This is a genomic window from Thioalkalivibrio sp. ALE10 (assembly GCF_000381385.1).
In the GTDB taxonomy this organism is placed as follows: domain Bacteria; phylum Pseudomonadota; class Gammaproteobacteria; order Ectothiorhodospirales; family Ectothiorhodospiraceae; genus Thioalkalivibrio.
Genome location: NZ_KB906452.1, coordinates 259220 through 273008 on the forward strand (window position 1 = coordinate 259220; position 13789 = coordinate 273008).

Consider the following 13789-nt stretch of genomic DNA (forward strand, 5'->3'; position numbering starts at 1 on the left):
GCAGCAAGGCTCACCCGTGACAATCCATGTCTGAGCACACTCCCCATCAAAGTCACTCGCGGGTCGCGCTGGTCACCGGCGCGGCGCGCGGGATCGGGCTCGGGATCGCCGAGCGCCTGGTGCGGGATGGCTGGCAGGTGGTGCTGGCCGATATCGACGGCCCCGAATGCGAACAGGCCGCCACGCGCCTGGGCTCCGCCGCCCGCGCCATCGCGCTGGATGTCCGCGACGAGGAACAGGTCCGCGAGGCGATGCGGCGCACGGAGGAATGGCACGGCGGCCTGGATGCCCTGGTGAACAACGCCGGCATCAGCGACCCGCACTCCGGGCCTCTGGAGAGACTGGAGCTGACCGACTGGCAGCGCTGGCTGGATACCAACCTCACCGGCGCCTTTCTGCTCGCCAAGCACGCCCTGCCCCTGCTGCGCCGCCGCCGGGGCGCCATCGTCAACATCAGCTCCACCCGCGCCCTGCAGTCCGAGCCGGACACCGAGGCCTACGCCGCGAGCAAGGGCGGACTGGACGCCTTCACCCATGCCCTGGCCGTCAGCGCCGGCCCGGAGGTCCGCGTCAACGCCATCCGACCCGGCTGGATCGACACCCGCAACCCCGATCAGCAACAGGCCGAGCCGCTGTCCGCACAGGACCACACCCAGCACCCGGCCGGGCGCGTCGGCCAGCCCGGCGACATCGCCGCCCTCACCGCCTTCCTGCTCGGCCCGGATTCCGGCTTCGTCACCGGCCAGATCTGGACCGCCGACGGCGGCATGACCCGGCGCATGCTCTACCACGACTAACGCCCCTGGATCGCCACTGGCCGCCACACATCACGCACCGGCTCCGCCGCGGAACGGGAGACCCTTCCGCAAACCCTTTCCCGGACAGTGCGAGGCCTGCGCCTACTCGTCGACGAAAGGGATACCCTCCGCCTCGAAAAAATCGGCGAGAAACGCTTTCAGCGCCTGGTCGCGACAGGCATACCAGTCCTGGTCGATCCCCCTGTCATGGATCAGGTCCTTGAACCGGCGGAACGCACCGCGACCCCGGATGGCCTCCAGCAGTTCGGAGCGCAGGTCCGGATCTTCCTGCAGACGGCAGAACTGATCCATCACCCCGTACTCGTCAAAGTCGAACTGGTCGGGAAGCCGCACATAGTCATCCGAAACATGTACGGCCCGTACCGTCTGCAGCACCTCCTGCTGCCACTCCGGAAGCTCCTCCGGATCTTCCTCGGCCAGGATCTCGTCTTCATCGCTGAAGCCCACCACCTCACCGGTCGCCCGGTGGACATAGGTCTGCCAGCCATCCGTTAGCGGATCCATCTGTTCCAGGACGTCCTTCAACACCACCGGGAGCGGCATCGCGACCTCCTCTGCACAGCAGTCCACATCGTCTTCACGCGACGGGCCGCAGCGGATTTTAGCGGTTGCCGGGCTGACAGGCGAGCAGGCGCTGCTGCACCACATCGGCGACCACCCGCAGGGCGGCGTTGCGGGTGTCGTGGACCTGCACGGTGGCGCGTACGGCGGGGTCCACGGGCTCGCCGAGGGCGACTTCTGGATCGACCTCGGGCGTGTGCGCGGGGCACCCGTCGAGCCAGGCGGGGTGGTACTCGCAGCCCGGTTCGGCGGGGAACAGCGCGGCGTAGGCGATCCGCGCCTCCACCAGGTCCTGGAAGAAGTGGCTGCCGAACGAGAGGTCGGGGACGATGCCGGCGTCGGAGTCGGCTACCTCCACCAGCATGCGCACGCGGTCGATGTCGGCGAAGCGCACGGGCACGCCCAGTTCGGGGGTGCTGGTGCCCCAGCGGCCGGGGCCGACCAGGAGCGTGGCACAGTCTTCGGGACGGGCGTACTGGCGGTTGAGGGCACCGACCAGGCGGGCCACGGCGTATTTCTGCGGGCGGGGCAACACGGCGTAGCGTGCGCCGTCCACGCGGATGACGCGATCGATGGCGAGGTCCAGATTGCCGCCCATGAAGCGGCCGTCACTGGCGAAAAACAGGCGCTGCGGGTCAACCCCGTCCGGCAGTTCCACCGGCCGGTCGCTGCCCAGGGTGGCGAGCGGCCGGCACTGCACCAGGTTCACGCCGGCGTTGCCGTCGGCGTCGAGATGCACGGTGAACTCGACGTCCACCGGGTGGGCATAGGCGGCCTCCAGGGTCTTGAGCAGGTCGCGCATCAGCGGGGCGAAGCCGGTGCGCTGCAGCAGCGGGGTGAAGGTCACCCGCCACAGGCGCTCGTCGCGCCCCTGCTCGCGGGCGCGGCGGCCGGCCTCGCGGTCGATCTCGCCGAGCAGGTTCAGCGGCAGGTCCGGTGCGGTCCCGGCCAGTTGCTGGACGGGGACGGCAGCCTCGCGGTTGGCCTCGATGTCGAGCACATCGGCGGCGTGCTGCGAGTAGCGGTACAACTCGTCCCGGCTGTGAAACGGCCGCCGCTCGGGCCGGTCCAGCGCGACCACGCAGGCATGGTCGCGCGCGACCCGGTCGACCGCGCGGGTACCCAGCCCCAGCACCAGGCGCAGCATCCCGGCGGACGGATCCAGCGCGCCGTCCCAGACGAAGGTGTTCCACGAGACCCCGACCCCGGCGGCCTCCGGCAGGTAATAGCGCCCGTGGTAGCGGCCGTTGACCCGCTGCAGCAGCAGCGCCATGGGTTCTTCCTGATCCATCAGGCCGCGCTGGTGGCGATAGCTCAGCGCGTCGTCGCTCATGGTCGAGGCATAGACCCGGCGGATGGCGTCCTCCAGCTGCGCCAGACGCTCGCCCGGACTGCCCTGGTTCACGCAGAACACGCTCTCGTACTTGCCGGCAAAGGCGTTGCCGAAGCCGTCTTCCAGCAGGCTGCTGGAGCGCACCAGGATCGGGTACTGCCCGTAGTGGTCGAGCACCCGCTCCAGCTCGCGGCGCACCTCCGGCGGGATCTCGCCGTGCAGCATGTCCTCGCGCAGGCCGTGCGCCTCGTCGAAATAGCCCTCCGCGGTGCGCTGGCGCATCAGCCGCGGCCACCAGCCGTTGTGCACCAGATAGGCGTAGTACACGTCCGCGCCGATGAAGTGCGAGTCGTGGGGCTCCAGCACCCGCCCCCAGCGCTGCGGGTCCTGCGCCAGCAGGATGCGCCGCGCCAGCAACATGCCCGCGGCCTTGCCGCCGATGTAGCCGCTGCCGACCATGCGGCTGCGGATCGCCAGCAGCTCCTCCAGACCGAGGTGGCGCCGCGCCAGTTCCAGCATGCGCTCGTCGCGGCCGATCAGCACCCGCAGGATCTCGTCCTGTACCCGGGCGCGGTCGACCGCCGGCGTCCCCTCCGCCAGCACGTCGGAGGCGGCGAGGAACAGGCGGTCCCAGTAGTCCAGCAGCTGCCGCCCGTGCTGCTGGCCGGGGCGCTGTTCCTCCAACAGGGCCTGCAGCCGCGTGGCTTCGCTGCTGTCCACCACCGGCTCGAACTGCGTGCCGCACTGGCGGTGCGGCAGGAACATGGTCGGCGAGCTACGCTGCCACACCTTCACCGGCTGCACGTGCACCGCGTCGCCGGCGCGGCGCACGTCGATCAGCACCTGCGTGGTCTCGCGGATGCGCGACAGCGTGGTATGCGAATGGCTGTGCGGATGCAGCGCGAACCAGGCCACCGTGTCCATCTCGTACAGGTACGGGCAGATGGCGCGGAAGAAGTTGCCCACCATGTGATCGGTGGCCCAGGCATCCAGCAGATCCGACAGGCAGTCGCACAGATAGAACGCGCCGCGGCCGTACTCGGTGACCAGGCGGAAGACGTGGCGGGTGAACGGCTCGAAGCCGCGCAGGGCGTCGATGGCCACCACTTCGATCCCCGGACCGGCCTCCACCAGCGGCGGGTGGGAGCCGAAGCGCAGATAGATGATGGAGCGGTCCTGGGCACGGGCCGCCGCCACGAACGGCTCGACGAAGCGCCGATAATCCTCGATGTCGTCGACCCGCCAGACCACGTTATCGCCGATGCGCAGCCCGTCGAGCACCCGGTCCAGGCCTTCCAGCCCGGTGGAGATGGCTTCCTGCTGCGCCTGCGGATCGATGGTCATGGTGCGCCCGTGCGGCCCGGGGAAATCCGGCTCAATGTACACGTTCGCCCTGCCCCGGCACCACGATACCCGCCAGCCCGGACTTGCCGTACGATGGAGGACCCGCTGCGGCGCCAGAAGACAGGAGATCGACCATGAAGACTTCGGTAATTCTCACACTGATCGGTCCGGATCGCCCGGGGCTGGTCAGCAAGGTGGCGGCCCGTGCGCACGAGGCCGGCGGTAACTGGCTGGAGAGCCGCATGGCGCAGCTGGCCGGGCAGTTCGCAGGGGTGGTGATGCTGGAGGCCGACACCGCAGGCGTCGACGCCCTGGAGACCGCGCTGCGGGAGCTGGAAGGCGAGGGTCTGCAGATCCACATCCAGCGGGGCGACGACCTGCCGGTGCCGGAGCCCGTCCCCGCGCGGCACAAGGTGCTGCTGGACCTGATGGGGCACGACCGGCCCGGTATCGTGCAGGACATCACCGCCGTGCTGTCGCGTCACGGCGTGGGCGTGGAGAACCTGGACACGGCCGTCGAGCCGGCCTCGATGACCGGCGAGCCGATGTTCCGTGCCCGCGCCCGCCTCGGGGTGCCCGAAGGCGTGGACCTGCACTCCCTGCAGGACGATCTGGAAGCCCTGGCCAACGAGCTGATGGTCGATCTCGAACTCCGCGATCCGGAGGCCGAAACGGCGGAAACCCCCTGAACAGGCCATCCCGGGTGATTCAGACCACCAGCCAGTAGCCGATGTAGACCAGCACCAGCAGGTACACTCCGCGCGGCAGCCATTCGGCCACGATCTCGCGACGCAGGGCCAGATGCCCGTCCAGCTCGCGGGCGCGGTACTGCAGCACCGAGGGCAGACGGCCGGCCGCCTCGCCGGAGGACAGCAGCCCGGGTTCGCGGTCGGGGTCCAGCAAGGCCTCGCGTCGCAGCGCCTCCACCAACGGCAGCCCCTCCGCACAGGCCGTCGCCGCCGTGTTCAGCCGCCGCCGGAGTTCGCCGGTTTCCGCCGCGGCCAGGCCCTGCAGGGCCTGATCCGCCGGCACACCGGCCCCGAGAACCAGACCCAGATCCTGCAACAGCGCCTGCCGCCGGTCGGCCCCGGGCAGGCGCCCGGGCCGCAGCCACCAGCGCTGCCACACCTGCAGCAGCGGACGCCAGAAACGAAACGCGGCCCAGACCAGCAACCCGGTCACCACCAGCGGCTGAAGCACGGCGAACAGGTAACCGGGGCCATCCAGCACGCCCCGGAACAGCGCCGGCAGGGGCGCGAGCACCAGCGCCACCACCCAGAGCAGCGCCGGCAGCAGCAATCCGGCACGGATCCGTCGTTCGGTGTTCTCCTCGCGATGCAGCCGGTCGGCCAGCAGTCGCAGGGCCCGGTCCAGCCGCCCGGCAACCTTCAGGGCCTTCAGCAGCGGCCGCTCTTCGGGACGGATCCAGCCGGCCGTCTCCAGCGCGCGCACCGGGTCGGCGCGGCCGGCGGGCAGGCCCACCACCCCGCTGGCCCGCTGCCAGTCGACCCCTGCCTCCAGCAGGGTTGCCAGCTCGTCGAGGTGCTGCACGCGTTTCATTTCAGCGGCAAGAGGCCACAACCAGCCGGTCGACCCCCGACCACGTGTCACGTATCACAGGTATCATCAAAGGCTCCCGGCAGCAGAAACAAGCCGCTCAGTATAACCCTCCACCGTGCTGCGTCATCCCTTGGGAAACGCCCGCCCCGCGGGCGGCGGATCTGGACATCCATGCCTGTCCGGGCAGACTGGTGGGCTATCTTCCTCACGCCGAGTCTGAACAGGAGTCTCCCATGAGCATGCAGGAACAGATCACCGCCAAACTGGAGGCGGAGTTCGAGCCGGTGCATCTGGCGGTAGAGAACGAAAGCCACATGCACAACGTGCCGCCGGGCTCGGAATCACATTTCAAGGTCACCATCGTCTCCGAGGCCTTCCGTGACCAGAAGCTGGTGGCGCGCCATCGCATGGTCAACCGCACCCTGGCGGACGAACTCGCCGGCGGGATCCACGCGCTGGCACTGCATACCCTGGACCCGGATCAGTGGTTCGAGCGCGCGGGCAAGGTGGCCGATTCACCCCCGTGCGAGGGCGGTGACGGCGGCGCGAAGGCCTGATGTCCGTCGCCGAGAGCCTGCGCGCCCGCCATGACGGGCCGGGGCTGATGGACCTGCTGGGCCGCGTCGAGGCGGCCCTGACCCCCGGCGCCCCGGCACATGCCGGTGCCCTGGCGGAGCTCGACCCGGCCCTGGGCCCGAATACCCACGTGGTGCTGTGGCTGATCGACGGCTTCGCCGAGGATTACCGCCGGCACACCCCGCTGATGCAGGCCGACCACCACGCCACGCTGGAGACGGTGTTCCCCAGCACCACGGCCACCGCGATCACCAGCATCCTTACCGGCCGGCACCCGGCGCACCACGGCCTGCTGGGCTGGCACACCCGGCTGGCCGAACCAGCGCGCACCCTGACGGTGCTGATGGCGGAGGAGCGCGGCGCCGACGACCAGCCCGCGCGGCTGGACCATCGCGAACTCGCCGCCCGGGTGCAGCCGGACCGGATCATCGACCGCCTCGGATGCCCCAGCACCTTCATCGGCCCGAAGTGGATCGGCCACGCCCCCTACAACCGGATGATGAGCGAGGGTGCGGGGTTTGTCGGCTTCGACGGCATCAGCGACCTGCCGGCGCGCGTGGCCGCCCATGTACGCGCGCATCCGGGGCCGCATTTCACCTACGTCTACTGGTCGGAGCTGGATCACCTCGGCCACGAATACGGTCCCGAAAGCCCCGAGGTGGAGCGGCACCTGAAGCAGCTGGATCTCGCCTACACCGCCACCTGCGCCCAGCTCGCCGGGACCGACGCGGTGATGCTGACCACCGCCGACCACGGCATGCGTCCGGTAGAACGCCGCCTCGACCTGCGCGAGGCCCCGGCGGTGCAGGACTGCCTGCGGCACCGCCTGACCGGCGAACCGCGCGCCGCGCTGGCCCATGTGCGCGAAGGCCGCGAGGCCGCGTTCGAGGCCGCCGTCGCGCAGGCCTTCGGCGACGATATCGCCCTGCTGCCGCGCGAGGCCTGGATGGCCGGCGACACCCCGGCTCCCACCCTCGGCCCCGGACCGGAACACCCGGAGCTGCGGGCCCGCGCCGGTGACTATCTCCTCCTGCCCGCGGCCGACGCCTACCTGGTGGACCCGCCGGCCGATGACGAAGGCCCGTTCTTCCGCGGCGCACACGGCGGGCTCTCGCCCGAGGAACGCCGCATCCCGCTGTTCCTTCGGTCGCTGGCCAATTCCCGGTAAACTGGGGCGCGGACCCGCGGAGATGATCTCCCGGGCCCCAACGCCAACGCGAGCCCGATACAAGATGAACGAGACCGACAGCCCCGAAGAGAGCTACAACAACGCCGCGCGCCGCCTGATCGACCTGGCCAACCGCCTTGCCGAGGACGGTGACGCGGTCGACACCGGCGATGTCGCCGACGGTCTGCTGGCCGGCGCGGTGCACTTCTGGCTGTACAGCCGCCAGCCCTGCGGCGACGTGCGCTGCGAGGAGTGCTCGCCGTTCTCCGATGCCGAGAGCCGCCTGGCCATGCTGCACGAGCTGGTCGACGAACTGGCCCACGACAGCGAGTACTTCCACGCCAGCACCGACACCACCGTCGGCCACGCCTAGGGAAACGCCGATCAATGTCCACGTTCGCGCTCGAGTCGCTTTTGCGTGCGAACAAGGCGCGGCGACTGCCGTGCAGCATTCTGCACAAGGGAGTCGCAACGCCGTGCGCGCGCAAAAGCGGCCGAGCCCCTGCGGGGTTGGCACCCCAGGTTCCCCGATCCTGCGTTGCGGCCCTTGCCGGTAGAACCACTACCGGCTGCGCACCGCGCCTTGTCTCGGAAAACCTGGGGTGCCAACGCGAGCGTGTACATTGATCGGTGTTTCCCTGGGGAAACACCGCTCGATGACCACGCCCTTCGGGCCGGCGACCGATGCCTGGTTCCGGGAGGCCCTGGGCACCCCCACCGCGATCCAGAGCACCGGCTGGCCGGTCATCCGCGAGGGCCGGCATGCCCTGCTGATCGCCCCCACCGGCAGCGGCAAGACCCTGGCGGCGTTCCTCGATGCGCTGGATCGGCGGATGGAGGAACAGCCCCCGGAATCGCCCCCGGAATCGGCCCGGGAATGGGCCCCGGATCCGGAGTGCACCGGAGCCGAAATCACGCCCGGCTACCGCGTGCTGTATGTCTCGCCGCTGAAGGCGCTCGCGGCCGACGTGGAACGCAACCTGCGCGCGCCGCTGACCGGGATCACCCATACCGCCGCACGCCAGGGCCGGCCCGTCGCCACCCCGCGCGTGGACATCCGCACCGGCGACACGCCGCAGACGGAGCGGCGGCGTCAGGCACGCGAACCGGGCGACATCCTGGTCACCACCCCGGAATCGCTTTACCTCCTGCTGGGTTCGCGCGCCGGCGCAACCCTGGAGACGGTGGACACGGTAATCGTCGACGAGGTGCATGCCCTGGCCGGCAGCAAGCGCGGGGCCCATCTGGCGCTGTCGCTGGAACGCCTGAGCGAACGCTGCGCGCGGGATCCGCAGCGCATCGGCCTGTCCGCCACGGTGCATCCGGTCGAGGTCGCACAACAGTTCCTCGGCGGCGACCGCGAGGTGGAGGTCGTGGATGCCGCCGAACCGCCGCGGCTGGATCTGGAGATCGTCACTCCGGAGGAGACGGCGTCCGCGTCCGACCCCGGGACTCCGGGCGCGGACCCGAACGAAACCGACGATAAAACCCGCTCCGCAGCGCCGCCGATCGCGGGCGGCTCGCTGCTGGGCCAGGCCTGGCAGCAGGGCGCGGGCCGGCAGGCAACGGGCAGCCCGCCGGGCCCGCCGGTCACCGGACCGCAGGGCGGGCGCGCCGCCAGTCTGGAGCCGCGCCTGCTGGAGGCCATCCTCGCGCATCGTTCGACCATCGTGTTCGTCAACAGCCGCGGCCTGTGCGAACGCCTGGTGCAGCGCATCAACGAGGCATGGCGGGAACGCTGCGACGAAGACAACCCGGAGGACCTGGTCGCCGCCCACCACGGCAGCGTATCGCATGGCCGGCGGGCCGAGATCGAGGGCCGGCTGAAGACCGGCCACCTGCGCGGGATCATCGCCACCAGCTCGCTGGAGCTGGGCATCGACATGGGGGCCGTGGACCTGGTGGTCATGGTCGAGTCACCGGGTGCGGTGTCGCGCGGGCTGCAGCGGGCCGGACGCGCCGGCCACGGGGTCGGCCAGGTGTCGCGCTCGCTGATGCTGCCGCGCTATCGCGGCGATCTGCTGGAATGCGCGGTGATCGGCCAGCGCATGCACGCCGGGGCGCTGGAACCCCTGCAGATGCCCCGTCGCCCGCTGGACGTACTGGCCCAGCAGCTGGTGGCCATGGTCTGCGAGCGGCCTTGCACGGTGGACGAGCTGCACGCCCTGGTCACCCGGGCCGCACCATGGCGCGATCTCGGCCGCGGCCTGCTGGAGGCCACCCTGGACATGCTCGCCGGCAACCTGCCCGGGACCGAACTGGCGGATCTGCGCCCGTGGCTGGCCTGGGACCGCGCGCGCGACGAGCTGACCCCGCGGCGCGGCGCGGCCATGGCCGCCCGCCTGAACGCCGGAACCATCCCCGATCGCGGGCTGTACGCGGTGCATGCCGGCGAAGGCGGCCCGCGCATCGGCGAACTGGACGAGGAGATGGTCTTCGAGCTGAAGACCGGCGAGAACCTGACCCTGGGCGCGAGCACCTGGCACGTGGAGGCGATCACCCGCGATCGCGTGCTGGTCTCGCCCGCCCCCGGCGAGGCCGGCAAGCTGCCGTTCTGGCACGGCGACGGCCCCGGCCGTCCGGTGGAACTGGGGCGCGCCATCGGCGCCACCGCGGAGACCCTGGCGCGGCTGGAGCCGGCCGCGCGCAGCGACTGGCTCTGCCGCAACGCGCCGCTGTCGCCGGCCGCCGCCGACGAGCTCGCGGAGTACATCGGCGAGCAGATGGAGGCCGCCGGCGCGGTACCCTCCGACCGGCGCATCGTGGTGGAACGCTTCCGGGACGAACTGGGCGACTGGCGGGTGTGCATCCTGTCACCGTTCGGCGCGCGGGTGCACGCCCCGTGGGCCATGGCCCTGCAGGCGGAGCTGAGCGTCAGCGCCGAGGGCGAGGCCCAGGTGATGTACACCGACGACGGCATCGTGCTGCGGCTGGCGGATCGCGAGGATCTGCCGGATCCGGCGACGCTGTTTCCCGACCCGGACACGGTGGAGGAACTCGTCACCCGCGAGGCGGCCGGCTCCAGCCGCTTCGCCGCGCTGTTCCGCGAAAACGCCGCCCGTGCCCTGCTGCTGGTACGCAACCGTCCCGGACAGCGTACCCCGCTGTGGGCCCAGCGCCTGAAGGCCCAGCAGCTGCTGGCCACGGTGCAGCAGCATGCGCAGTTCCCCGTGGTGCTCGAGACCTACCGCCAGCTGCTGGCGGACGTGTTCGACATGGAGGCCCTGCGCGACCTGCTGGGGCGCGTACAGCAGCGCGAGATCCGGGTGCACGAGGTGGAGACGCCGCGCGCCTCGCCATTCGCCCGCAGCCTGGTCTCGGCATGGGTGGCGGCGTGGATCTACGAGCAGGATGCCCCGGTGGCCGAACGCAAGGCGCAGGCGCTGACCCTGGACCGCGGGATGCTGGCGGAACTGCTGGGCCAGGCCGAACTGCGCGAGCTGATCGACCCCGGGGCGCTGGCAGCGCTGGAGGCCGAACTGGCCCGTACCGTGCCGGGTACCCGCGCCACCGACCCGGACGAACTGCACGACCTGCTGCGCCGCCTCGGCGACCGCAGCGAGGCGGAGCTGGCCGCGTCCTGCGAGGCGCCTCCCGGGCCGTGGCTGCAGCAGCTGCAGGAGGGGCTGCGGGCGGTACGCGTGAACATCGGCGGCGAGCCGCGCTGGATCGCGGCGGAGGACGCCGCACTGTACCGCGATGCAGCGGGCGTGGTGCCGCCGCCGGGTCTGCCGGGCGGCTTTCTGCAAGCGCCGGCGCGGCCGCTGGAACAGCTGCTGATCCGCTACGCCCGCAATCGCGGCCCGTTCCGCGCGGAGCAGCCCGCCTCCCGCTACGGGTTGCCGGAGGCCGCCGTGCGCCCGGTACTGGAGGCGCTGGAAGCGGCCGGGCGCCTGCTGCGCGGGGCGATCCGGCCCGGCGGCCACGGCGAGGAATGGTGCGATACCGACGCGCTGCGCCGGCTCAAGCGCCGCACCCTCGCGCAGCTGCGCGAGGAGGCCGCCGCGGTGGACGCCGGCACCCTGGGGCGTTTCCTGCCGCAGTGGCAGGGGGTTACCGAACCGGGGCGCGGGACCGAGGCCCTGCACGAGGTGCTGGCGCAGCTGGAGGGCATCGCCCTGCCCTGGTCGGCCTGGACCGGACAGGTGCTGCCGATGCGGCTGCAGGACTTTTCGCTGGAACAACTGGACCTGGCCACGGCCACCGGGGCCTTCGTCTGGGTCGGCTGCGGGGCGCTGGGCCAGCGCGACGGGCGGGTGATGTTCCTGCGCCGGGAACGCGCCGGGGCGCTGCTGGAACCAGCGGCCGCAGCGCCCGACACGGACGCGTGCCCGGACGCATCGGCCGAGGACGGCGATTCCGGGAGTAACGGCGACAGCGAGGCCCGCCTGAGGCGCGCGATCCTGGATGCCCTCGACCGGCGCGGGGCCTGTTTCTACATGGAGCTGGAGCGCGCGGCGCGCGAGGCCGTACCCGAGGCCCCGGCGGCCGCCATCGAGGCGGCGCTGTGGGACTGCGTGTGGTCCGGCCTGATCACCAACGACACGGTGGCCCCGCTGCGGGGACTCGGCCAGCGCGGGGGATCCGCCGCGACGCGCGGCCGCCGGGGGCCCGGACGTGGCGCCGGACGGGGTGCCGGCAGGGGTCCGGGTCGGGGGCAGACGGGCATCGCCGGCGGACGCTGGTCGCGGGTGGGCGATCTGGTGGACCCGACCATCGAGATCACCGAACGCGCCCGCGACCGCACCGAGGTGCTGCTCGCGCGCTACGGCGTGGTCAGTCGCGAGATGGCGCGGGCGGAGGAGTCGCCGGGCGGGTTCGGGCGCATCTATCCCGTGTGCCGCGCCATGGAGGACGCCGGCAAGCTGCGACGCGGGCATTTCGTCGAGGGACTGACGGGGGCCCAGTTTGCGCGCGCCGGCGTGGTCGACCGCCTGCGTTCGCTGGAGGGCAGCGGGCCGGGTGCCAGTGAAGCCGACGAGGCGTGCTGGCTGGCGGCCGTGGATCCGGCCCAGCCCTGGGGCTCGCTGCTCGCCTGGCCCGAGCCGCCCCCGGGTGCGCAGCGGCGGCTGCGTCGCGTCGCCGGGGCGCTGGTCGCGCTGGTGGACGGGCGTCCGGCGATCTACCTCACGGCCTCCGGGCGACAGCTGTTCATCTGGCCGGCCGATGTCACGCGCATCGAGCCGGCCGACTGGGAACACCGCATCGTCGGTGCTTTGCGCGGGCTGATGGCCGGGCCCTGGCTGCCACGCCGCCGGGGCATCACCGTGGAACAGATCAACGGCCAGCCCGCCCGCCAGTCGCCATGGGCCGAATCCCTGCAGACCGCCGGGGCCCGTGGCGAGGTGCGCGGGCTGCGGCTGGAGCCGACCCGGCCGGTGCGATGATCCCGCAGGACCGGGGAGGCCGCGGCTCGACCCGGATCGGGTCCGAACCAGCCCCGGCGTCAGGCCCGGGCCAGCCCTTCGAGGCCGTCCTGCGCCAGCTTGCGTTCGGCCAGACGCACCGCGGCGACCAGGGCACGCTCCGGCGGCTCCCCGGAGGCGATGGCGTCGATCAGCCCGGCGTTGAAGGCGTCCCCGGCGCCCACGCTGTCGATCACCGTAAGACCGGGCGTCGGCGCGCAGTGCTCCACGCGGCCGCGGAACCCGATCCAGGCACCGGCGAGGCCGCCGGTGACGGTGATGATGGCCTCCGGGTGTTCCTCCATCAGGGCCCGCAGGGCCGCCTCGCAGGCCGCCGCCGGCTCGTCGCCAATACCGAGGCCCTCAGCCCGCGCCTGCGCCCAGTCGCGCGAGACCATCAGGATGTCGGCGAACGCGATGCAGGCCTCCAGCCCGTCGCGGGGCTTCTCCAGCTCCAGCGAGACCGGGGCGTCGTACACGCAGTCGCGCACCGTGGCCAGCACCCGGGCCAGGACCTCCGGGTTGCGCCCCTCGAAATGCAACCAGTCGTATTCCTCCCAGGCGACGCCGTGCAGGTCCTCCGCCGCCAGTTCCGGGAGATCCCGGTGATGCACGATGGTGCGCGAACCCGTGTCGCGGGCGCGCAGGATATGCGAGGTCGGCGTCGCCCCCGGCCGGCGGACCAGATGGCGGTCGTGGATCCCGCGCTCGCGCAGACGCCGGATCAGGTCGTCACCGGCGGCCCCGTCCGCCACCACCGCGGCCAGTTCCGGCCGGTGCCCGAACTGTGCCAGCAGCGCGGCGGTGTTCGTGGCGTTGCCACCGGGCCGGGTGCGGCTGGCGGCCGCACGCACCTCGGCGTCCTCGGCAGGATAAGTGTCGACATCCAGCACGTGATCGAGGGTGACGATGCCGGTCGTCAGTATGCGCGCCATGGGCGGGACTCCAGTCGGAGGATTCAGGGAAACGAAACCGCTGGGGCGCCATTGTGACGTTCCGCCCGCCCCGCGACCAGCGCCGCCGC

10 protein-coding genes are annotated in these 13789 nt (G+C 71.7%); 6 read left to right on the top strand and 4 right to left on the bottom strand.

The genetic code is table 11. The features are described from left to right. Positions 1–26: 26 nt before the first annotated feature. Positions 27–797 carry an SDR family oxidoreductase gene (locus tag F788_RS0107720; RefSeq protein ID WP_018870976.1) on the top strand — a complete coding sequence of 257 codons (771 nt, stop codon included), beginning with the start codon at positions 27–29 and terminating at the stop codon, positions 795–797. Positions 798–899: 102 nt separating this feature from the next. Here the strand turns inward: F788_RS0107720 and F788_RS0107725 are convergent, their stop codons facing one another. Both F788_RS0107725 and F788_RS0107730 read right to left on the bottom strand, forming a co-directional pair. Further along, positions 900–1361 (bottom strand): UPF0158 family protein, encoded by a 462-nt coding sequence (locus F788_RS0107725; protein WP_019589791.1) that lies wholly within the window; start codon positions 1359–1361, stop codon positions 900–902. Positions 1362–1419: 58 nt separating this feature from the next. Next, on the bottom strand, positions 1420–4056 hold the full coding sequence (locus F788_RS0107730; RefSeq protein ID WP_019589792.1) for a PEP/pyruvate-binding domain-containing protein: 2637 nt from the start codon (positions 4054–4056) through the stop codon (positions 1420–1422). Positions 4057–4190: 134 nt separating this feature from the next. Here F788_RS0107730 and F788_RS0107735 point away from each other — a divergent pair, with 134 nt between their 5' ends. Beyond that, on the top strand, positions 4191–4745 hold the full coding sequence (locus F788_RS0107735) for a glycine cleavage system protein R (protein WP_018870979.1): 555 nt from the start codon (positions 4191–4193) through the stop codon (positions 4743–4745). Positions 4746–4764: 19 nt separating this feature from the next. On the opposite strand, the gene F788_RS0107740 is transcribed toward F788_RS0107735, so the two are convergent. Then, complete coding sequence (locus F788_RS0107740; protein ID WP_026332742.1) at positions 4765–5616, bottom strand: type II secretion system F family protein; 852 nt, start codon at positions 5614–5616, stop codon at positions 4765–4767. Between the two features lie 233 nt (positions 5617–5849). Here F788_RS0107740 and F788_RS0107745 point away from each other — a divergent pair, with 233 nt between their 5' ends. The 4 genes from F788_RS0107745 to F788_RS0107760 all read left to right on the top strand — a co-directional run bounded on the left by F788_RS0107745 (position 5850) and on the right by F788_RS0107760 (position 12747). Beyond that, positions 5850–6173 (top strand): BolA family transcriptional regulator, encoded by a 324-nt coding sequence (locus tag F788_RS0107745; protein ID WP_018870981.1) that lies wholly within the window; start codon positions 5850–5852, stop codon positions 6171–6173. Continuing rightward, positions 6173–7360, top strand: a complete 1188-nt coding sequence (locus F788_RS0107750; RefSeq protein ID WP_019589794.1) for an alkaline phosphatase family protein — start codon at positions 6173–6175, stop codon at positions 7358–7360. Before F788_RS0107745 ends, F788_RS0107750 begins: the two co-directional genes overlap by 1 nt. 64 nt (positions 7361–7424) lie before the next feature. Next, positions 7425–7733 carry a hypothetical protein gene (locus F788_RS0107755; RefSeq protein ID WP_019589795.1) on the top strand — a complete coding sequence of 103 codons (309 nt, stop codon included), beginning with the start codon at positions 7425–7427 and terminating at the stop codon, positions 7731–7733. A 283-nt stretch (positions 7734–8016) separates the two neighbouring features. Next, complete coding sequence (locus tag F788_RS0107760; RefSeq protein ID WP_019589796.1) at positions 8017–12747, top strand: DEAD/DEAH box helicase; 4731 nt, start codon at positions 8017–8019, stop codon at positions 12745–12747. A gap of 59 nt (positions 12748–12806) precedes the next feature. Here the strand turns inward: F788_RS0107760 and F788_RS0107765 are convergent, their stop codons facing one another. Further along, positions 12807–13700, bottom strand: coding sequence for a PfkB family carbohydrate kinase (locus F788_RS0107765; RefSeq protein WP_019589797.1), 894 nt, complete (start codon positions 13698–13700; stop codon positions 12807–12809). Positions 13701–13789: the final 89 nt, after the last annotated feature.